Annotated in this window: 20 protein-coding genes and 1 pseudogene; 15 read left to right on the forward strand and 6 right to left on the reverse strand. The window is 70.4% G+C overall.

Going from position 1 to position 19,540, the window contains the following annotated elements; genetic code table 11:
• Nucleotides 1-207 precede the first annotated feature (207 nt).
• From ACIP4P_RS23705 to ACIP4P_RS23740, 8 genes and pseudogenes are all read left to right on the forward strand, one after another.
• Nucleotides 208-1,308 carry a helix-turn-helix domain-containing protein gene (locus ACIP4P_RS23705; protein ID WP_400921391.1) on the forward strand — a complete coding sequence of 367 codons (1,101 nt, stop codon included), beginning with the start codon at nt 208-210 and terminating at the stop codon, nt 1,306-1,308.
• 210 nt (nt 1,309-1,518) lie between these two features.
• Nucleotides 1,519-1,725: pseudogene (locus ACIP4P_RS23710) on the forward strand (GrpB family protein); the annotation flags it as partial.
• Entirely contained in the window at nt 1,700-2,170 is a 471-nt protein-coding gene (locus ACIP4P_RS23715) for a GrpB family protein (protein ID WP_400921393.1), read from the forward strand. The pseudogene ACIP4P_RS23710 and the gene ACIP4P_RS23715, both read left to right, overlap by 26 nt.
• Nucleotides 2,171-2,226: 56 nt before the next feature.
• On the forward strand, nt 2,227-4,431 hold the full coding sequence (locus ACIP4P_RS23720) for a protein kinase (protein WP_400921395.1): 2,205 nt from the start codon (nt 2,227-2,229) through the stop codon (nt 4,429-4,431).
• Nucleotides 4,428-6,629: a PQQ-binding-like beta-propeller repeat protein gene (locus ACIP4P_RS23725; RefSeq protein ID WP_400921397.1), complete on the forward strand. Its 2,202-nt coding sequence runs from the start codon at nt 4,428-4,430 to the stop codon at nt 6,627-6,629. Before ACIP4P_RS23720 ends, ACIP4P_RS23725 begins: the two co-directional genes overlap by 4 nt.
• 25 nt (nt 6,630-6,654) lie before the next feature.
• Nucleotides 6,655-7,455, forward strand: coding sequence for a hypothetical protein (locus ACIP4P_RS23730; RefSeq protein WP_400921399.1), 801 nt, complete (start codon nt 6,655-6,657; stop codon nt 7,453-7,455).
• A 575-nt stretch (nt 7,456-8,030) separates the two neighbouring features.
• Complete coding sequence (locus tag ACIP4P_RS23735) at nt 8,031-8,288, forward strand: hypothetical protein (RefSeq protein ID WP_400921401.1); 258 nt, start codon at nt 8,031-8,033, stop codon at nt 8,286-8,288.
• Between the two features lie 343 nt (nt 8,289-8,631).
• Nucleotides 8,632-9,543, forward strand: coding sequence for an aminoglycoside phosphotransferase family protein (locus ACIP4P_RS23740; protein WP_400921403.1), 912 nt, complete (start codon nt 8,632-8,634; stop codon nt 9,541-9,543).
• Nucleotides 9,544-9,872: 329 nt separating this feature from the next.
• On the opposite strand, the gene ACIP4P_RS23745 is transcribed toward ACIP4P_RS23740, so the two are convergent.
• Together ACIP4P_RS23745 and ACIP4P_RS23750 are read right to left on the reverse strand one after the other, a co-directional pair.
• A complete protein-coding gene (locus ACIP4P_RS23745; protein WP_400921405.1) occupies nt 9,873-10,433 on the reverse strand; it encodes a uridine kinase in 561 nt (186 codons plus the stop codon).
• Between the two features lie 205 nt (nt 10,434-10,638).
• Nucleotides 10,639-11,448, reverse strand: a complete 810-nt coding sequence (locus ACIP4P_RS23750; RefSeq protein ID WP_400921408.1) for a LysR family transcriptional regulator — start codon at nt 11,446-11,448, stop codon at nt 10,639-10,641.
• A gap of 69 nt (nt 11,449-11,517) precedes the next feature.
• Between ACIP4P_RS23750 and ACIP4P_RS23755 the strand changes: the two genes are divergently transcribed.
• The gene (locus ACIP4P_RS23755) at nt 11,518-12,420 is read left to right on the forward strand and encodes an NAD(P)H-binding protein (RefSeq protein WP_400921410.1); all 903 of its coding nucleotides are present in this window, start codon (nt 11,518-11,520) and stop codon (nt 12,418-12,420) included.
• Nucleotides 12,417-13,106 (forward strand): SDR family oxidoreductase, encoded by a 690-nt coding sequence (locus tag ACIP4P_RS23760; protein WP_400921412.1) that lies wholly within the window; start codon nt 12,417-12,419, stop codon nt 13,104-13,106. Before ACIP4P_RS23755 ends, ACIP4P_RS23760 begins: the two co-directional genes overlap by 4 nt.
• A gap of 555 nt (nt 13,107-13,661) precedes the next feature.
• Here the strand turns inward: ACIP4P_RS23760 and ACIP4P_RS23765 are convergent.
• The 3 genes from ACIP4P_RS23765 to ACIP4P_RS23775 form a co-directional block, all read right to left on the reverse strand.
• Complete coding sequence (locus ACIP4P_RS23765; RefSeq protein ID WP_400921556.1) at nt 13,662-13,973, reverse strand: hypothetical protein; 312 nt, start codon at nt 13,971-13,973, stop codon at nt 13,662-13,664.
• A gap of 726 nt (nt 13,974-14,699) precedes the next feature.
• Complete coding sequence (locus ACIP4P_RS23770) at nt 14,700-15,230, reverse strand: SMI1/KNR4 family protein (protein ID WP_400921414.1); 531 nt, start codon at nt 15,228-15,230, stop codon at nt 14,700-14,702.
• A gap of 44 nt (nt 15,231-15,274) precedes the next feature.
• A complete protein-coding gene (locus tag ACIP4P_RS23775; protein WP_400921416.1) occupies nt 15,275-15,400 on the reverse strand; it encodes a hypothetical protein in 126 nt (41 codons plus the stop codon).
• Nucleotides 15,401-15,610: 210 nt separating this feature from the next.
• On the opposite strand from ACIP4P_RS23775, the gene ACIP4P_RS23780 reads away from it, so the two are divergent.
• From ACIP4P_RS23780 to ACIP4P_RS23800, 5 genes are all read left to right on the forward strand, one after another.
• On the forward strand, nt 15,611-15,985 hold the full coding sequence (locus ACIP4P_RS23780) for a CPCC family cysteine-rich protein (RefSeq protein WP_400921418.1): 375 nt from the start codon (nt 15,611-15,613) through the stop codon (nt 15,983-15,985).
• A gap of 585 nt (nt 15,986-16,570) precedes the next feature.
• Nucleotides 16,571-16,720 carry a hypothetical protein gene (locus ACIP4P_RS23785; RefSeq protein ID WP_400921420.1) on the forward strand — a complete coding sequence of 50 codons (150 nt, stop codon included), beginning with the start codon at nt 16,571-16,573 and terminating at the stop codon, nt 16,718-16,720.
• A 75-nt stretch (nt 16,721-16,795) separates the two neighbouring features.
• Nucleotides 16,796-17,494, forward strand: a complete 699-nt coding sequence (locus tag ACIP4P_RS23790) for a hypothetical protein (RefSeq protein WP_400921558.1) — start codon at nt 16,796-16,798, stop codon at nt 17,492-17,494.
• A gap of 623 nt (nt 17,495-18,117) precedes the next feature.
• Nucleotides 18,118-18,450 (forward strand): hypothetical protein, encoded by a 333-nt coding sequence (locus tag ACIP4P_RS23795; RefSeq protein ID WP_400921422.1) that lies wholly within the window; start codon nt 18,118-18,120, stop codon nt 18,448-18,450.
• Nucleotides 18,447-18,764, forward strand: coding sequence for a CPCC family cysteine-rich protein (locus ACIP4P_RS23800; RefSeq protein WP_400921425.1), 318 nt, complete (start codon nt 18,447-18,449; stop codon nt 18,762-18,764). The genes ACIP4P_RS23795 and ACIP4P_RS23800 overlap by 4 nt, the downstream gene beginning before the upstream one ends.
• A gap of 84 nt (nt 18,765-18,848) precedes the next feature.
• Here ACIP4P_RS23800 and ACIP4P_RS23805 read toward each other — a convergent pair whose 3' ends face one another.
• Nucleotides 18,849-19,211 (reverse strand): peptidoglycan-binding protein, encoded by a 363-nt coding sequence (locus tag ACIP4P_RS23805; RefSeq protein WP_400921427.1) that lies wholly within the window; start codon nt 19,209-19,211, stop codon nt 18,849-18,851.
• Between the last annotated feature and the right edge of the window lie 329 nt (nt 19,212-19,540).

A 19,540-nucleotide genomic window follows, 5' to 3' on the forward strand; every position in this document is an offset into this window, starting at 1 on the left:
CCCACGAAGCGGTTGAGTGTTGTCATGGCCCGGATGAAACAGGGTGCTCCGCCTCATCAAATCCGGTCCGCAGGCCGCCGTCACGGCCTGATGGCCTGATCGGACAAAGGCCGGACAAAGGCCGAACAGGCCCGGACGAAGCGGTCCCCGGACGGCCCGACGGACCACCGTGGCGGACAGCGTTCAACCGACAGAGAGGATCAATAGGTGGGACGGCAGGAACAGCCGCTCGATGCCTGCGAGGGCCCCCTGGCCCTCTTCGCCCTGGACCTGCGTGAGTTGCGACGCCAGGCCGGCAGTCCGCCCTACCGGCGACTCGCCACCCGCATCAACTACTCCGCCTCCACGCTCGCCGAGGCCGCCGCCGGCCACCGACTGCCGAGCCAGGCGGTGCTGGCCGCCTTCGTGGCCGCGTGCGGCGGTGACCCGGTGGAGTGGGAGCGACGACGCGTGGACACGCACCGGGAGATCACCTCCCCGCAGGGCGCGGGACAGATGGTCGGAGTGGCCGCAGAGACGGACACGGACACGGCCGCGGTCGCCGAGACCGTCACGGTCACCGAGCACGTCGCAGGCGCCGCAGTCGTGGCCCGAGACGCACCGGCACCGGCACCCGACGTAGCTTCGGCACCGTCGCGCGTACCACCCGTCGGCAGCCCGGCCCTGCCGAGCCGCCCCGGCAGGTCGGCCTCACCACGCCGCCTCCTCGCCCCCCTGATCGCGGTGGTACTCGCCATCGTCTTCAGCGCCTGCGTCCCCGGTGACTCCGCCGCACCCCGCGCGTCCAGCGCGCTGACCGCCCCCGCTGCTCCGTCCCCGCGCCAGGACACCGCACGATGGCTGCGCCCCGACACCGGCATTCCTCCGCAGTATCGGGACCTGATCATCGAGGCCGGCCGCACGTGCCCGGAGCCAGAGGTCACCCCGCCCCTGATCGCAGCCATACTCGAAGCCGAGAGCGGTTTCGACCCGAACCTGAACGATCCGGCCAAGGACGAGTACGGCATCGCCCGCTGGACACCCCGGGTGCTCCGCTACTACCTGCCGGCCGACCGCCAGAACGCCGTCCCCGTACCGCCGTTCACTCCCGAGGAGTCGATCCCCGCCCTGGGCCGCATGCTCTGTGCCGTCACCGCTGACCTCCAGGGCGTCCCGGGCGACCCGCTACTCAACCTCGCGGCCGCCTACCGCACCGCCACCTGGGTGGTGCAGGAACGGGACCAGGCCAGGCTCGCGGCCATCCAGCCCTACCTGGATCGGGTCCGCGGCGACCTCCAGCGCTACCACCCGGCACAACCCACCTCCTGACCGGGCGGCGCCGTCATCGTCGGCGGCGGGTTCCTCCTCCTCGCCGCGGCCCGGTCGAACCCGGCCGAACTGCTCGTCGCGATGGGTGCGCTCGGCCCCGGTGTCGGGCGATCGAGATCACCTGCCAATCGGTCAGGACCACCTGCCGCAGGACAGCGTCCCAGCGAGGTTTCACCGCCCTCGGCGAAGTTCGACGGTTGGTCCAAGCCGATGGGCGTGCCTTTCCCCGATGAGTTCGCCCCAGTAGCGGTGCTGGGCTACCGACCGCAGTGGGCGGTGGACTTCGAGCAGCTGACCAGGACACTGTCCGGTGCCCTCGCAGGCCACGCCCGTGCGATCGACCACATCGGGTCTACAGCGGTTCCCGGCCTGGCCGCGAAGGACTGCGTGGATGCCCAGGTCCTCGTCGACGACATCGACGAGGACCGACAGGCCGGTCTGCTGGCCGCGATCGGCTTCCGCTGCCGCCCGGAGCCCTGGAAACCGTACGGAGATCTCGGGTGGGCAGGAAAGCCGGAAGCTCGTGGTCGCCCCACCGGCCGGCGGGCGGCGGTGCAACGTCCACCTAGGAACAGGACGAGGCCCGAACGCCCGCTTCGCCCTACCCTTCCGCGACTACCTGCGCGCCGACGAAGCCGCCCGTCAAACCTGGGGAGCATTCAAAAAACGCTTGGCCGTCAGCGCGCCGGGCCTGCTCGACTACGGGCAGATCGCCCCGAACGCCTGGTGCCGGGCGACATCTGCAGTCCCGCCCGGTCCAGACGGTGGGCAGGGCGTCAGGGAGCACGGCCTGCTGGTCCCCCAGTCCGGTCGGCCGGCAGATGGGAGCCTCCGATTAATCAGGAAGGGAACCCTCGGATGAGTTGTACGTGTCACTCTGTCTGTCTGTGATGGCGGCGACACGCTGGGGGAGGCTTGGTGGCTGCCAACGGTGGCACCAAAGGCGAGAAGGCGCAGCCGGCCGTGTTCGTGGGCCCGCATCAGTTGCTGCGGCCGTTGGGCGAGGGCGGGATGGGAGTGGTGTACCTTGCCCGCTCGCCGGGGCTGCGGCTGCTGGCGGTGAAGGTGATCCGGCCCGAGTACGCAGAGGATCCGCAGTTCAAGGACCGGTTCCGGCAGGAGGTGGAGGCGGCCCGGCGGGTGACGGGCTTCCACACGCCGCCGGTGGTGGACGCGCAGCCGCGCGGTGCCCGGCCGTGGCTGGCGACGGCGTACCTGCCGGCTCCGTCGCTGGGCGAGGTGGTGCTGCGGTTCGGTCCGTTCGACGAGGCCAGTGTGCGGGCGTTGGGGGCGGGGCTGGCGGAGGCGCTGGCCGCGATCCACGCCGTGGGGGTGGTGCACCGTGACCTCAAGCCGGGCAATGTACTGGTCGCGCGGGACGGGCCGCGCGTCATCGACTTCGGGATCAGCCGGGCCTTCGACGCCGCTCACCTGACCCGGACCGGCATGGTGTGCGGCACACCGGGTTACATCGCACCTGAGCGAATCGTCTCCGCGTCCGTCACCTTCGCCTCCTCGGACGTGTTCTCGCTCGGCTGCCTGCTGGTGTACGCGATGACCGGCCGTACACCCTTCGGCACCGGTGAGCCCGCACAGATCAACCGGCGGGTGGTGTACGAGTGGCCGGACCTGTCCGGGGTGCCCGCCACGCTGGGCCCGCTGGTGGCGGCCTGCCTGGACAAGGACCCAAGCCGGCGGCCCACGGCGGCGGCCGTGCTGGCGGCACTCGGCCCGGCCGATCCGGCGGCGCTGCTGAGTCCGGGGCTGCTGGCCGACATCGAGGCCCGGGAGCGGCAGGCCGCGATCGACCTGGCGGCGCCGCCGGCCGAGCCGCCCGCGCGGCCGGTGCGGGCGTGGCAGTCGCTGAGCCGCCGCGGGCTATTCGGCCTGGGGGCCGGGCTCGGGGCGGGAGCGGCAGCGGCCGTGGGCGTGCCGCTGCTGCTGACCCGCCGGGCCCGGGCGGCCGCCGGGGCAACGACGGTCGGGAACCCGGTGGACGCCTGGGGGGCCGACGCGGCCCGGGCCGACGCCTCGCCCGCACCGGGCCCCGCCCCGCTGTGGAGCCAGCCGCTCGACGATGTGGGGTTCGACCCCCAGCTGTCCCTGCTCGGCTCGACGCCGGTGTGCTGGATCCAGGGCGGGGACGCGACCGGCGTGGACTCCTCGATGGGCCGGACCGCGTGGTCCCGGTCGGACATCCAGTTCATCCAGGCGCAGAGCGGCCTGCTCTACGGCACGTCCCCGGACTTCGCGAGCCTGACGTGGCTGGACCCCGCGGGCCGGACCCACCGGACACCGCTCACCGTGCCCGCCGACCAGCGCACGGAGGCGGAGATGAGCCTGCGGGTCTTCGGCGCGGACGACCGGACCGTGGTGACGGCCCGGCAGACCTCCGCAGGCCGTGGCGGGCTCGTGGTGGGGGCCGATCTCGGCAGCGGCGAGGTGCTGTGGCAGCACGTCGTCACCGAGAGCCTGGCGGTGTCGATGGCCCGCGACATGGAAGACATGTTCAGCGGTTCCGGCAGCGCGATGGGCCTGGTCGCCGACGGCACCTGCTACTTCCGGGACGGAGACGTCCTGCACGCCGTGGACCTGCGGACCGGCGAGTCCCGCTGGCAGGCGGCCGGCCTCGTGCCCGAGGGCGTCGGGGTACCCGCGCGGCTGCTGCGCACCGGCGACCTGCTGGTCGTCGTCGCCAACGGGAGGGCGGTGGCCGTGGCGGCGGCCACCGGACAGCAGCGCTGGACGGCTCCCCCGGTGCCGCAGGCGGTCATGGGCTGCGCGCTCGGCGGCGCCCGGCTGCTGCTGTCCGGGGCCCTGGGCACGGCCTACTGCCTGGACACCACGACCGGCCGGGGGCTGTGGCACTGCACCGTGGCGGCCGTGAGCACCCCGAACGGGAGCGGTCACTTCCGGGCGCCGTCCGCGGGTGACGGATTCTTCGCCGTACCGCTGGCGGACCCACCGTTCGGGACCGCCGTCCTGGACGCCGCCCGCGGCACCGTCCGCTGGGTGGCCCGGCCGCCCTCCGACGAGAGCATCTGGACCAGTGCGGCCGAGGGCGGGACGCTCTACTGCGCGTCCGCCACCACGCTGCGCGCCTTCCGGGCCGGCACCGGATGAGCGAGCTGAACGGGAGGGGCCCGGGGAACGGAACGGGCGCACGGTACAGGACGGCCGCGCAGAACAGGACGGGCACCCGGAGCATCGGCCCGTACCGCGTCCTGCGCAGGCTCGGCGCGGGCGGCATGGGCGCCGTCTACCTGGCCGCCTCCGGCAGCGGGCGCCCCGTCGCGGTGAAGACCGTGCAGGAGCAGTACGCGGCCGACCCCGACTTCCGGCGCAGGTTCGCCCAGGAGGTGGCCGCGGCCAGGTCGGTCTCCGGGGCGTACACCGTGGCCGTGGTGGATGCCGACACCGAGGCGGAAATCCCCTGGCTGGCAACGGAGTTCGTCGCCGGTCCGGCGCTGTACGAGGCGGTGGCGCGGCACGGCCCGCTCACCGGGCCCGCACTGCACGTGCTGGGGGCGGGGCTGGTGGAGGCGCTCGCCGCGGTCCACCGCGCCCGGATCATCCACCGGGACCTGAAGCCCTCGAACATCCTGCTCGCCCGGGACGGCCCGCGGGTCATCGACTTCGGCATCAGCAAGCCGACAGCCGATGCCCTGCCCACCGCGACCGGCCAGGTCATCGGCACGCCCGGCTTCATGTCCCCCGAGCACGCCGCGGGGCTCGGCCTCACCCCCGCCAGCGACCTGTTCTCGCTCGGCGCCGTGCTGGCCTTCGCCGCGACCGGCCGCCCGCCCTTCGGCGAGGGGCCGCCGGCGGTGCTGGTCTACCGGGCCTCCGAGGAGCCCCCGGACCTGGACGGAGTGCCGCCGGAGCTGACCCGGCTACTGGTGCGCTGCCTGGACCGGGATCCACGGCAGCGGCCCGCACCGGCCGAGCTCGCCGACGCGTTCCGGTACGGTCCGGCGGTCGGCACCGGCTGGTTGGGCGGGGCGGAGCGGACCGTACGGCGGCGCGAGCGCGAGCTGGCCCGGGTGCTGAGCGATCCGAACGGCACCCGGCGCCGACTGCTCGTCCTCGGCGGCGCCCTGCTCGCCACCGCCGCCGCGGGCGGTGTCACCCGGGCCCTGTGGCCGAGCGGCGCCGGAGCGCCGCCGAAGGCCTGGTCCGTGTCGCTGCCCCGGGCCGGGATGGCGCCGGTGTCCTGCGGGCCGGCGGTGGTGATCTGCGCGGACCGCACCGGGACGGTCGGCTACGCCCGGTCCGACGGGCGGGTGCTGTGGAGCAGCGCCGCCGAGGCGGGGGCGCTCCCGGTCGGCGACGGCGGGCGGGTGTGGTCGGTGGACCCGGACGGCACGGTGCGGGCGCGCGACGCACGCAGCGGCGCCGAGCTCTGGCGCTCCACCGACCCGGTTCCCGGCGCGCAGTCCGTCGCCCTGCCGCTGCCGGGCCTGCTGCTGGTCACCGGGGCGGACGGGGCGCTGCACGGCTACGACGCGGGCGCGGGGCGCCGGTTGTGGAGCAGCGCGGCGCTGGGCACCTCCTACCGCGTCCAGGGCATGGACGCGACGGGACTGCTGGTCTTCACGGTCCTCGGCGATCCGGCCCGGACCGCCGGCGGCGCCTTCCGCTTCCTGGGGCTCGACCGCACGAGCGGCGATCGCCGCTGGTCGCTGGACGCCCAGGAGCTGTACGCGCCGCCGAGCGGCAGCAGCCTGTACGCCCTGGACCCTGACCTCGCCCTGGCCGCCGTGGACGGCGAGCGCGGAACCGCCCTGTGGAGCCGACCGAGCGGCCTCCCGCCGGCCTCGGCGACCATGTTCAGCGGCTCCTACCTGGGCTCGTTCTCACTCCACCGAGGGGTGCTCACCTGCCTGCCCCTCGCCGGGAACACGGCCACCGACGGGCAGAGCCCGACGGCAGCCTTCGACACCGCGGGCGCCCGGCTCTGGACCGGCACCCGCACCGGTGTCCTCACCGGGTGCGCGGACACCGCCACCCTGGTCGTGACCGGCGGCCCGCAGGGCGTGTCCGGCACCGACCTGCGCACCGGGACCACCGCGTGGACCTGGCCGTCCGCGCCGGGCGCCGCCACCGTACAGGGCGCGGCCGGAGGATCGGTCCTCGTCACCACACCCACGGACACGGGCGGGATCGCCCTGCAGTCGCTCGCCGACGCCGACGGCCAACCCCAGTGGCACCAGACCTTCGCCCGCCAGCCCGGCGACCCGCACGTCCTGCTCCGGGATGCGGCCCTGCTGCTCGGCTACGGGACCACTCTGACCGCCTACCACCTGTCAGCCGGCGGCTGACGGCCAGCGAAAGGCCCAGCACGAGATGGCCGAGATCGAGGACACCCCGCCCACCACCGAGCCGCTACCGACCCTCCCCCGCACCAGCCCCCTGCCGCCCCAGGTCGCTCCCGCCACCCTCCCCGACCCGGCGGACCTGCGCCCGGGCGGGCCCGCCCGGCGGTGGACCTGGTTGCTCGGCGGCATCACGGCCGGCGCGGGCGCGGCCGCGCTCGTCCTGGGCCTGGTGGCCAACCTGGTCACGCCGACGGCGACCGCCTCGGCCGGGTCGGCCGCTTCGCCCAGTTCAGCTGCCGCTGCCTCGGCCCCGCCCTCCAGCCCGGCGTCCCCGTCCGCGGCGCCCTACACCGCCCTGCCTGCGGGCTGCTCGCTGGTACGCCCCGAGACCCTCGCCCGCTACGCCAAGGGTGCCCCCTGCACGGAAGGGGCGCCGGTCACGAACGCGGTCACGATGTCGAGCGGGAGCTGGACCAGCCTGGACTCCGGCATGACGACGATGCAGGTCATAGTCACGCTGTCGGGGGCCGCCGGCGGCATCTACCAGCAGACTCTGAGCAGCGCCCGCACTCTGACTGCCGCCACCATGAAGATCACCGACGACCGGGCGGTCCCCGGCATCGGCGAGCAGGCGACCCTGCTCTACACCGTCTCATCGGGTTACGGCAGCATCGAACTCGTGGTGCTCCAGCGCAACGCGGTCATCATCGTCAAGTACCGAGCGGCCACCCGCTCCGGCTACACCTTGAAGGACGTCCCGCCCTCCGATGCCGAAGCCGCCGCCACAGCCGCCGCGCGGGACGCCCTGAACACACTCACCGCCTCGTGAGAAGGCGACACCCCGCTCTTCCCCACCTGCCCCGCCGACTGGTCCGCAGCACCAGCCACCCTCCTCGGCCTGGACGCGTACCGCCGGTACCGGGAGCGCACCGGATCGGTGACCGTGCCGCTGCGGCCACGTCGGGGATCTCCTCGACGTGGCCGCGGCGGCACGGTAGAGGTGAGGCTCAGGGTGTGGATCTCCGACACCAAGACCCGCCGGGCCAAGCTGACCACCAAGCGACTCGACCAGCTCGGGGCGACCCAGCGCCGCTTGCTTCGCCCCGGTCGGCCGAGGCGTCCAGAAAGCCGGGCGCCCGCCGGTGCGGTTGTCCGGGGCCGGTAAGGGTGCCGCCGGCCTTCAGGTAGGCGAGCAGGTGGCGGTAGAAGCGGTTCCAGTCCGGTTCAGCCGCCACGGACCATCCAGCACGTCGGGCTTGGCGACCTGGGCGGGGTTGAGGTTGTCGGCCTTGTGCTGGCGGCGCATCCACGCGCCGGGTGGTGGAAGCGGTACCGGCACGAGCGGTCCCTCCGGGGGTGGGGCAGGATGGAGGAGATTTCTGCCGTGAGTGGAGGACCCTGAAAGTGAACCACCATGAACTCCTGGCCGCTCTGCGCGAAGCCGGGGTGGCTGACGACTCGTACGGACTCACGGTGAGAGATCTGCCGGGCTCCAAGTACCTCCAGGAAACTGTCCCGGTCCTCGTTGAGAACGCCGACGGCCGGTGGACGATCGATGCCTGGGAACGCGGTAAGCACTGGATCATTGCGAGTTTCGACAACGAGCCGGAGGCCTGCGCGTACCTCTACGCCTATCTCGTTCCGACGCCTCGTCACAGCTGATTGCTCAGCCTGCCCGCTCCGGCTGGCACAGCCGGCAGCTCCGGACCTTTGACAGGTGAGCCCACGCCAGGACACACGGCGAGGCGGCGGGGCCACGCGCCTGTCGGTGCGGGGCCACACGATCGCCGGTCACCGGACTGGGGGCCGGTAGCTGTCCTCTTGCATGATCACGGCGTCGAGCAGATGCTCACGCCTGGTCCCGTGACCAGGTGGCCGCGCTGCCGCCGGGTGCCGCCGCACCACTAGTGCTGTGACCGCATAGGTTCGCCGGGTTGGCGGTGATGGTGCCTGGACCGGTTGGATGTCGCGAGACGTCACTGGAGCCTGGACAAGGGGGTATCTGTTGAACGATGTTCCAGACCTGGGGCCCATGCCCCAGCGGGTCACCGCCAGCGCCGAACAGGCAGGGCGGCTCGTTGCCGAACAGTTCCCGCGGTGGGCCGCACTACCTGTGACGGCCGTGGAGAACGGCGGCTGGGACAACCGGACCTTCCGCTTGGGCGACGACATGCTGCTCCGCCTGCCCAGCGCGGAGGAGTACGCCCTGGCCGTGGAGAAGGAACACCGTTGGCTGCCCGAGCTGGCACCCGCTCTCCCGCTGCCGATCCCGGTGCCGCTGGCGAAGGGGAGTCCTGGTGCGACCTACCCGTTCGCATGGTCGGTCTACGGGTGGATCGACGGCACGCCCGCGACGTTCGAGTCGGTCGTCGATCCGATCCGCTTCGCCGAGGGCCTGGCCGAGTTCGTCGCCGCGTTGCAGGGCATCGACGCCTCGGAAGGGCCGCAGCCCGGCAAGCACAACTGGTTCCGTGGAGCGACGCTGCGGACCTACGAGGCGCAGGCGCTCCGTGCGCTGGACGAGCTGCGTGGCCACATCGACGTCGCGCCGGCACATCAGTTGTGGACTCAGGCACTCGAAGCGCGGTGGGACGGGACCGACGTCTGGTTCCACGGCGACCTCGCCAAGGGAAACCTGCTCCTGGAGGACGGACAGCTCGCCGCCGTCATCGACTTCGGCACGTGTGGCGTGGGGGACCCCGCTTGCGACCTCGCGATCGCGTGGACCTTGCTCTCGGCCGACGGCCGCGACCTGTTCCGGAAGCGGCTGGGCATCGACGATGCGACGTGGGCGCGGGGACGCGGCTGGGCGCTGTGGAAGACGCTCGTCTCGTGCGCCAACAGCGTGGGCGAGGACGGCGCTGACGCCCGTGACGCGCGACGCGTGCTCTCGGTGATCCTCACTGATCGGGGCTGAGGGGCCGTAGGGGCGCGTGGACCCACCGGTTCCACGCGATTACGCCCATGGGCTATGGAGCTGCCAATGACTTCTACGATCCCCCGGTAACCGATGACGAGATCATTGAGGCCGCCCTGGGGAACCTCACGGCTGGCAGCACTTGGCGGCCATCTCACTGAGCACGTTCGTCTGTACTTGGTTGGACACTTCAACGAGTACGCGGGCACTCGCCCGTCATCGGGGATGGGCCGCCGCGGTGAGGGTGAGCCGTGTGGATGTACTTCACGGCTGAGGTGACGGAGATTCCGAAGACGCGGACGAGGCGGACGGGTCTTCGGGAGCAATCGTCAAGAGTTGTGGCTGAGTCCCCGGTCGGCGACTGCTGACCAGATCTGCTCGGCCAAGATCCCAGGGGTCAGCGCGCCGTCGACGATCATGTCGCACTCGTCTCGTAGCGGCTCGATGTGACGCTCGTGGGCGGCTCGCCGGTGGTCCACGTAGTTTCGCAGGAGAACCTCAAGCGGGAAGCCGCCTCTGACGCACTTTCGTTCGATCTTGCGGGCCAGCCGGAGGTCCGCCGCGAGGTCGATGAAGACGTCGAGGCGGAGGCAAGGCTGTTGTGGGGTGACCCGGCGGGCGAAGAGGCCGTCGACGATCACGATGGGCGCGGTGGCGAGCGCGGCGTCGGTGTCGGCATCGAGCCGCTCGATGTCCACCGAGCGGGGATCCCCGACGTCCAGGCGCGGGATCCCGGCCTCGTCGAGTGTCCAGATTCCCCGCCCCGGGGCGGTGAAGTAGTAGTCGTCGCCGTGCAGCACGCTTGCCGGGCCTTCGACCGCAGACGACAGGAGCGCATCGGCCAGTGTCGTCTTGCCCGCCCCTGCACCACCGGTCAGCGTCAGCAGCACGTATCCCCCTCTTCTCGATCGACGGACCGAGGATCGCACGGCGGAGCCGCGTTCATGCCGCAGTCCGTGTCCGTTCCACGAGCTGACCACGTTCGAAGCGGGCGCCGGCGTGGACGAGCGGGACGCGGTGGGCGCAGTTGACGGCCCCGCCGATGCCGCCATCCACTCCGGCGCGGTGTCGTCCGCGATCTTGCCCGCTGATCGCTCAGGTGTGCAGCAGCGTGGCGGTGGCGATCTCCAGGAAGTCGCGCAGTAGCTTCTCGTGCCGGTCGGCGAGGACGGCAAGGCACGTCTCGGTCCCGGGGGCGTCCGTGACGGGGAGGTGGGCGAGGTCGGGGCGGGAGTAGGAGCGCGCGACGCTCAGCGGGACGAGCGCGATACCCTGCCCGGAGGCGATGAGTTCGAACTTCTCTTCGAGTGAAGATGTCCGCCGGGTCGGCGTGTCGAGCATCCGCTGGTCGGCGAGGTCTGCGGAGGTGAGTTCGGCACGGCACGCCAGCGGGTGCGCCGCGGGCATGCAGGCGACCGTGGGCTCGTGGCCGATGGAGATGGTGCGGAGCCCCGAGTCGTCGAACGGCCGCCGCAGATACCCGACCTCAGCCCGACCATCCCGCAGCGGCACGTCCTGCTCCCACCAGCGCGTCGGGACGACGTCGGTTTCGACGGCCGGGTGGCGCGCGGTGAACGCCCGGATCACGTCCGATACGTGCAGTCCGGGAGAGAAGGCGATGGTGAGCCGCGGGATGCCCCGATCGACGTCGCGCACGCGCCGCACCGCCGTGTCGACGAACGCGAGGATCGCCTGTGCCTCCTCGTGGAGCTGCTTTCCGGCGGCGGTCAGCTCCACGCTGCGGGTGGTCCGTACAAGCAGAGTGCACTCCAACTCCTGCTCGAAAGCCTTGATCTGACGGCTGAGAACCGGCTGGGTGATGTAGAGCTGTTGCGCCGCCAGGCCGAAGTGCCGGTGCTCGGCCACCGCGACGAAGTAGCGGAGCTTGCGCAGATCTAGATCCATGCCTTGAGGGTATCGATTACCCAGAAAGGGTATTGGACGCCGCAGGCGGGCCGCCCCGAGACTCGAAACATGATCGTCATCACCGCCCCCACCGGCCGGATCGGCAGCCGGCTCCTGGACATACTGCTCGACGAGGCTCCCGCTCGTGGCGAAGAACTGCGCGTCATCGTGCGCGACCCCGGGAAACTCCCCGACACGGTCCGTGCCCGCGTCGACGTCGTCACCGGCTCGCACGACGACCCCGCGGTCGTCGACCGGGCCGTCGCCGGCGCGGACGCCGCCTTCTGGCTGGCTCCGCCGCACCCGCAGGCGCCGACTCTGGACGCCGCGTACTCCGGGTTCACCCGCGCCGCCGCAAAGGCGTTCACGGCCCACGCGGTGGGACACGTCGTCGGCGTCTCGGCGCTCGGCCGCGGCACACCCGTCGCCGGCCGCGCCGGACATGTCACGGCGTCGCTGGCCATGGACGACCTCATCGCGAGTACAGGCGTGGCCTACCGGGCGCTCGCGAACCCCACGTTCATGGACAACCTGCTACGGCAGGTGGCCTCGATCCGCGACGACGGCGTGTTCACCGACACCGTCGCCGCCGACCGCAAAGCACCGACGGCCGCCACCCGGGACATCGCCGCGGCCGCCGCCGGCCTTCTGCTCGACCGCTCATGGACGGGGACGGGCGAGGTCCCGGTGCTGGGCCCCGAGGACCTTTCGGCGAACGACATGGCGCGCATCATGACCGACGTGCTCCGCCGCCCGGTCCGCTACGAGCGGCAGTCGCTCGACGACTTCCGCGCCGCACTCACCGGACACGGCTTCGGGGACGCGCTCGTCGAAGGCTTCGTCGACATGATGCGCGCCAAGGACGACGGCCTCGACGACGGCGTGCGGCGCACCCCCGAGACCGCGAGTCCGACCACCTTCCGCACATGGTGCGAGAAGGTCCTGGAGCCCGCGGTCCGGGGCCAGGCATGAGCGCCAGGACCGCTCTCATCGTCGGGGCATCCCGCAACCTCGGCCTCGGCCTCGCCACCGAGTACGCGCACCGCGGCTGGAACGTCATCGGAACCGTCCGGGGCAGCCGCCGCACCGCTCTCCACGACCTGGCCGAGGCCTCCAGGGGCCGGGTCACGGTCGAGTCACTGGACACGACGAAGCCGGAACAGGTCACCGCGCTGCGCGAGCGCCTGGCGCAGCACACCCTCGACCTGCTGTTCGTCAACGCCGCCATCACGAGGGGCGACATTCCGATCGGCGACGTCCCGGAGGAGATGTTCGCCGAGGTCATGGTCACGAACGCGCTCAGCCCCATGCGCGTCGTCGAGTCCTTCCGTTCGCTGGTCGCGCCGACCGGGACCATCGGCGTCATGTCCTCGCGCCAGGGCAGTATCAGCTTGAACACCAACGGCGGCCAGGACGCCTACCGCGCCAGCAAGTCCGCCCTCAACCAGCTGATGCGCAGCTACGCCGCCCGCTACGCCGACGCGGCGCACACGCTCCTGCTCATCTGCCCCGGCCATGTCCGCACCGAACTCGGCGGGCCGGACGCACCGCTGACCATCGACCAGTCCGTCCCGGGCGTGGTGGGCACGATCGACCAGCACAACGGTGAACCGGGCCTGAGATTCGTCAATTACCAGGACCAGCCCGTGCCCTGGTAGCAGCCGTCGCAGTGACATCCCGATACCGCCGCCCTCGCGGCGACCTCACCCCGAGCGTCACGCAACGCTACATGTCCGCTCGCTGCAGCTGTACGGGAAAAGGCCGGACCCGACAGCGCACACGAAAAGCGGCGCCCGAAGCCATAAGAGCTGGCTTCGGGCGCCGCTTCGACTGTACGGGCACGGGTTCACACCGTGTCCTCCACGGCGGATCGCCGCTCGGCCTGGTCGACCGGGACCCGAGTGCCCGGCACGGAGGCCGCAGCGCCAACTCGCGGACGTCGTTCCCGCCGCTCCGCCGGGTCGTGACGCTGCTCACCGCTACCCCTCGTCCCCGAACCCGCCAGGTCCGGACGGCGGGGTGCCGTGATGCGCGGCGCGGCCGCCCGGCCGGACCCGACCACCAGACCGGAGAAGGGTAAGCGGTCCTACCGAAATTCCTGCCTGAGAAATCCGACACCGCGGCCACCAGGTCGAGCTTCAGCACCTTCACGTCCACCTGTCCCGCGTCTTGAAACCGGCCAGCATGTGAATCGGTTCCCGCTCATGCCGCCTTCAGGAATCCAGACCCTGGGCAGGGCAATGCCAGTCGGCAGCGTCGATCGCATTGCCCGCCATGTCACTGAGGTGGAAGCAATTGCCGTAGGCCCACACCGTGACCGACTCCCTCCGATGGTCGACCTGGAAGGGCTCGTCCCCACGCAACGTTCCGGACCAAGAACCGTCCTCTGCCTGCGAGTGGGTGACAACGACACAGGTCTGTCCCCGCAGGATCCGGTAGGTATCTGCCCACGGCTCCACGGTCAGCTCCAGCGGCGCTTCACCGTCGTTTCTGACCAGCAGCCGCGCGGTTCCCCCAGCGAACATCTCCAGCACCTCTCAGTGGACTACGCGTCGCGGCATGCATCAGTGGCACAGCCAACCTCGAAGTGCCACCACCCGTCCCCCGACCGCAGACGAGCAACGCCTTGCGCATCATTCCGGCTGCCCAGAAGGCCCGCCGGGCTGCCCGCGAAGCGACCGCCCGGGCCGCCGCTTCGCGTCGATGACCGAGGCGATCGACGCACCCGCGACCTGCCGAGCCGTGCCGCAGAGGCCCGGATCGGCGTCGGCACCAGCACCGTGAAGCGCTGGCGTCAACGGCCCGATCAGGTGATCAGGGCCGGGGTCCAGCAGGGTCTACCCAGGACGCCGATCGTGCGTCACGCGTACGGCTACCGCCTGCACCGCCTCTTACTCTTACTCCTGCTGGTTCGGTCCGCGTTCGGACCTCGGGCGTCCCGGCGACGCCTGTTGAAGCGATCTGGCGAGTCTTCCACACACGGACCGGCGCAGACCATGCCGATCGCCGCACCAAGACCGACCACATGGAGTGACTTACCGTCACCACGTCACGGAGGCTTGAGTCAGAACCACTTCATGTGAACGAAGCCATGCGTGGCCGGTACGTGACCGTCGTCTACCTCGCCGAAGTGCCGAACGAAACCCCAGCCGCGGCCGCCAGGTCGAAGTCGAGCACCTCCACGTCGACCTGCCCCGCGTGCTCGGGCCGGCCGGCTCGTGATCACACCCTCGGCTCCGAAGGCACTGCGATCACCCAGCCGATTCCGGATTCCTGGCCGAACCGTCCTCATAGGAGCTGCTGGAAGTGAGGCCTTCGACGAACAAGCGGAAGTCGTCAGCCAGGACGACCTCTGCATTGAGGTCGGTCTCGAACCAGGTGACCGACGGCTCGCCGTCCCGTCCGCACATGCGGTAATCGAGCCCGATCCAGCAATGCCCGTCGCCAGAGAGCAGCACGAGCGGCGTCGGCAGGCCCCACTCCTCAACCAGGTACGGAGTGTCGAGCAGCGAGGTAGCCCCCTCGTCGCGCCCGATGCCCATCAGGTGGTCGAAGGGCACGTGGTCTTCGCTCCACGAGGTCGGCTGGTTGGAGGGAAACGCGTCGTGATCATCCGCCACGACGCCGCCGTTCTGAACCCGAAGGAGGTCAAGCAGCGCCAGCGGCAGTGTCACACCGAGCTCACGCTCGGCCTCCTGCACCATCTCGTCCGTCAGAGGCTCTTGGACGCCGAAGTCGCCGCTGTTCCAGAACGTCGCCACGACCTCATCGAATCGGTTCACGAAGCGCAGCCTACGGCTCGGCCGCAGGGACCTCAGCTACAAGATCACTTCTTGGTCCGGAAGGCGCCGGCTACCTCGCCGAACGACTCGGCCACCGCCTCATCGCCCTCGGCCACGACGTGCACCTGACCCACCGCGACATCGACAAGCCCGTCGTGGAGCACTGACACGCGCCTCCCACCGCCCGAACCACCCAAGCCCGGGCGGCGGCACGACCGGGAACCGACCAGGCACACCACCACACCCGCCCACGGAGCCGCCCAGGCCCGGTGGGCAGAGCGCGGTGGTACGCCCGGCCGCCGCGCCCGCTTCGCCGCCTCCTACGCCCTGCTCCGCACCTCGGGGGTGAGAGGCCGTGCCGTTTTAACCTCTGGCTTCTCGTGACACGTCAGCTGTCGGTGGCTGCTGCTATCTCTGACGGCGTGACCAACGACGACAAAAGCGCCAGCCTGCAGAGGTTCAACATCGTTCTTGGACCAGAGAATGGGCCATACGCGTGCCCGTGCTGTGGCTATCTGACGATGGAAACACGCGGCGCGAACGAGACGTGCATGGTGTGTTACTGGGAGGACGACGGACAGGACGAGCACGATCAAGACGAGGTGCGCGGTGGCCCGAACGGAGCGCTGAGCCTCACCAAGGCCCAACGCAACTACGAGACGATTGGCGCATGCGCCCCCCAGTGGGTCAAGTACGTGCGGACACCTTTCCCCGAGGAACGGAAGTACAGGGACCCGGAGTATCGGCGGCTCTAGGTGTTCTGACCTCTGAGGTTGTGATCAGTCCTCGGGTTCTGTCCTCATCCTGGGGCGGAATCCGGTACGGGTGAGGGATGGACAATGGCACAACATGGGCAAGGCCGTCTCGATGCGATGGGAGCCGTAGCGTGGGTGACGATCAGTCCTCCGCAATCGCCGCCATGGCGAGTATCGGAGAAGTGCTGTCATGCATCGGGCCCACCTGTGGGGACACTGTCGACTGGAGTGCGGCGGCGAGGGTCTACGGCACGTCATTCCCAGCCGACTACCGGGCCTTCGTCGCAGCTTTCGGCAGCGGTTCGATCGAGGAGATGGTCTGCGTCCACATCCCCGCCGTCGCTTCGACCGAGCCGCAGGTAGTCACGGTCTCAAGGCTCTCGGAGGCAGCGATCGCCGACTTTGCGGTGAACCAGTGGGCTCCTGCCGACAGAGGCCGGCACCGGCTGGAGGACCTGCTCATCTGGGGGGGAGACAGCCGCAGCCGACACCCTGTGCTGGATCACGACGGATCCGGACCCGGACCGATGGCCGGTCGCGGTGTACTCGCGCGGGAACCTCGAATGGTCGGTGTATCCGTGCGGCATGGCCGAGTTCCTGCTCAAGCTGCTGCGCGACAAGTGGCAGCCATGGCCGATCAGCGACTGCTCGCTCCAGGGCATGGCGGACCCGCGGTTCCTGCACAGCAAGGACGAGGCGGCGGGATGGGAGTCGGACAACAACCCCTGGGAGTAGCTGATCCGTTCGGAGACATCCCCCTCGGGGGATGCTGCCGGACATGATCGACCGTGACTTCCAGGTGTCAGGGGCATCCGGTTGGATGAGCACGTGACTGTCTATGACGTAGCTCGCCAGCTCCCTTCCATCGCTGACCTGCGGAACCTGTGCTGCTCACTGGCGATGCTCGATGCGATCTTGAGCCCGGATTGGGAAAGCCGGTACTACTCCTTCAACGTCGGCTGGGCCGACGACGAGGAGATGGCGTCGATGCGCAACGGGTCGGGCGACGAGTACTCCATCGTGTTCTCGGCGGCCGGGGCTTATGTCCGTGGCTTTGACCACGAAGCACCGATGAGCCCGTACGGCAACGACGGCGAGCCCTGGCCGGGAGTGATCGACGAGGTTCCGGAAGCCTTCAAGCCTTTCGTTGCGGAGCCCGCGTTCACCGATGAGGACGACGTGCCCGTCGTGACGGCCTGTCTGTGGCGGGAGGCGACGGACGATCGGTGGCGGCACGGCGTGATCGACTTCCCCACCGGGTGGTCCGACCCCGATGGGGCGACGGGCCTGTTCGAGCTCCTGGTCGACCGTTCGCCGGAGGCGTTCCAGCGCTTCGCCGAGGACTACTACGAGGTCTCTGTGAACCTGGAAGCGGTGCGCGATGTGTATGCCTTGCGACCGCTGAGCCATGAGCTCGTGTCATCGCTGAACCCGGAGGTCACTCTCGTGGACCTGGCCGAGGACATCGCCGAGATCGGCTACCCGCGGCCGCTCCGGGACGCGACTTGAGCTTCAACCGTCGGTGAGTCGATGGGGAGCCCAGCCCGCCGGTGACCGGGTGTGGTCGCCTGCGGCGTATCGGCTCCAGGTTCCGCCGTTCTCTCGGAGGAGTCGGCTGGTGGTCTTGTCCGTACCTGTGTACGCCGACAGTGAACGGGCTTCACCCGCAGGAACCCGCGCGACGTCGCACCGGCCCTCCGGATACTGTCGCGCTGAGAGAAGGAGGAGGTCATGGCACTCGCCAGCAGGGGCTCTCGGCACATCAGCGTCGACGGCGTCACCTACCGATGGACAGTCCGCAGGCGGGCGACCTACTCGCGCGGCCTGGCCTGGCGGCCACTGACATACGCGGTCGAACAGGACAACACTCCGGGCAGCACGCTGGTGGTCACCACGAACCGGCCCCATCCCGGCAACTGGCTCGGGTTCCCTGCCCGCGCCGTCCTACCTGGAGAGGTGGCCACGGCTATCCGGACCGCCCGAGCCGAGGGCTGGACACCGGAGGCTCCCGGTCCACCCTTCCAGCTCGACCAATCCGATGGATTCACCCCAGCAAGCTGACCACGATCGAATAAGCCGCATCACAACAGCTCCTTCGGAATGCAACACACACAGATCTCGCCGTCACGAACATGGTGACGGAATTCGACCTGCCCAACGACCATACGGTTCAAGCGCACACGGCTTCTGCTGGTACAAGCAACAGTTGCGCGCTGTCGCTGCTGCAGGCCGGCGTCGACACCACAGTCATCGCGTTCTGGCTCGGCCACGCCGGCGTCCGCTCCACCGACGCCTACGTCCACGCCGACATGACCATCAAGGAACAGGCCCTCGCCCTGACTACCCCGGTCACCTCCCGGCCGGGCCGATGCCGACCTAGTGACAAGATCCTCGCCTTTCTTGACCGACCTCTGATACGGCCGGATCAGAGCTTCCTTCCACGCCATGCAACACTCAACGCGTGACAACGTCCGGAGAAGCGTCCGAAGCAGATCCGCCCGAAGGCGGCGGTCTCTACGCCTGTCCCTGCTGCGAGCTCTTGACGCTAGAAGCCCGCGGACACTTCCAGATTTGTGACGAGTGCGGGTGGGAGGACGACGGCCAAGACGACCCGAACGCCGACGAAGTCTGGGGCGGTCCGAACGGATCGGAGAGTCTGACAGATTCGCGTCGTCGCTACGCGCGATACGTCGCCACAACAAGGGCAACAGATCCGAGATCGGCAGCCAACGGTGGCCCAGGCAGGTGGCGTTCGCGCCCGAACCGTCGTCGCAGCTGAGCACGGGGCGGGGCGGGGTTTGACGGCGCCGGGGCTGGGCAGCGGCCGCTGCCCAGCCCCGGGTTCGGTTTCCTACCGGCTACCTCAGCAGTTGGGGTAGATGTCCTTGGAGCTCCACCAGTCCAGCGCGCCCCAGGTCTGCGGGCCGACCTGGCCGTCGACCTGCAGGTACCCCATGCACGTCTGGAAGTCGCGGACGCGCTTGAGGGTGTCGTCGCCGAAGACCCCGTCGACGGTGGTCTTGCCGTGGGTGTCGGGGTTGAGCGAGTAGTTGAGCTCACACTGGAGCTCCCTGACGGCGTCGCCGGTGGCGCCGTACTTGAGCAGCGGCTCGGCGGTACTCCAGTCGCCGCAGCGCGTCCCCGCCGCGCTGGCGGTGCCGGCGGTGGCGACGGTGCCTGCGAGGAGCAGACCGGTGGCGGCCAGCCCGATGATGATCTTGCGCATGGGTTCCCTCCCGTTGGCGTGCGCCGTCCTGACGGCGCAGCGTGTGCCTCGACCCTGCCAGGCCAGTTGGCCCCCAGAGGCATCCAATTGACTGCCGTTTCCGTGGGCCAATCGAGCCGGGGCGGAGTCGGCGAGGCCCCACTTCCGGCCGGCCAGGCCGTTGCAGTCCCAGATGCCCAGCTGGGCGCGGTCGGAGGAGGCGAAGCCGAGCTCGTCCAGGCACCTGCCGGTCAGCACGTTCTCCAGCGACCCGTCGGGCCGGTGGGGAACCACGGCGGATTCAACTGAACTGCCCCACGGTTCACGCTGGATGACCCGACCCCAGGCCC

Origin of the sequence: Kitasatospora sp. NPDC089509 (assembly GCF_044749365.1) — a bacterium.
GTDB lineage: Bacteria > Actinomycetota > Actinomycetes > Streptomycetales > Streptomycetaceae > Kitasatospora.

Excerpts from the sequence above, each read along its gene's own strand:
- ACIP4P_RS23715 (WP_400921393.1), top strand. The coding sequence starts at position 1,700 with ATGCCCAGGTCCTCGTCGACGACATCGACGAGGACCGACAGGCCGGTC.
- ACIP4P_RS23725 (WP_400921397.1), top strand. The coding sequence starts at position 4,428 with ATGAGCGAGCTGAACGGGAGGGGCCCGGGGAACGGAACGGGCGCACGG.
- ACIP4P_RS23730 (WP_400921399.1), top strand. The coding sequence starts at position 6,655 with ATGGCCGAGATCGAGGACACCCCGCCCACCACCGAGCCGCTACCGACC.
- ACIP4P_RS23750 (WP_400921408.1), bottom strand. The coding sequence starts at position 11,448 with ATGGATCTAGATCTGCGCAAGCTCCGCTACTTCGTCGCGGTGGCCGAG.
- ACIP4P_RS23755 (WP_400921410.1), top strand. The coding sequence starts at position 11,518 with ATGATCGTCATCACCGCCCCCACCGGCCGGATCGGCAGCCGGCTCCTG.
- ACIP4P_RS23760 (WP_400921412.1), top strand. The coding sequence starts at position 12,417 with ATGAGCGCCAGGACCGCTCTCATCGTCGGGGCATCCCGCAACCTCGGC.
- ACIP4P_RS23765 (WP_400921556.1), bottom strand. The coding sequence starts at position 13,973 with ATGTTCGCTGGGGGAACCGCGCGGCTGCTGGTCAGAAACGACGGTGAA.
- ACIP4P_RS23785 (WP_400921420.1), top strand. The coding sequence starts at position 16,571 with ATGGCCGAGTTCCTGCTCAAGCTGCTGCGCGACAAGTGGCAGCCATGG.
- ACIP4P_RS23795 (WP_400921422.1), top strand. The coding sequence starts at position 18,118 with ATGGTGACGGAATTCGACCTGCCCAACGACCATACGGTTCAAGCGCAC.
- ACIP4P_RS23805 (WP_400921427.1), bottom strand. The coding sequence starts at position 19,211 with ATGCGCAAGATCATCATCGGGCTGGCCGCCACCGGTCTGCTCCTCGCA.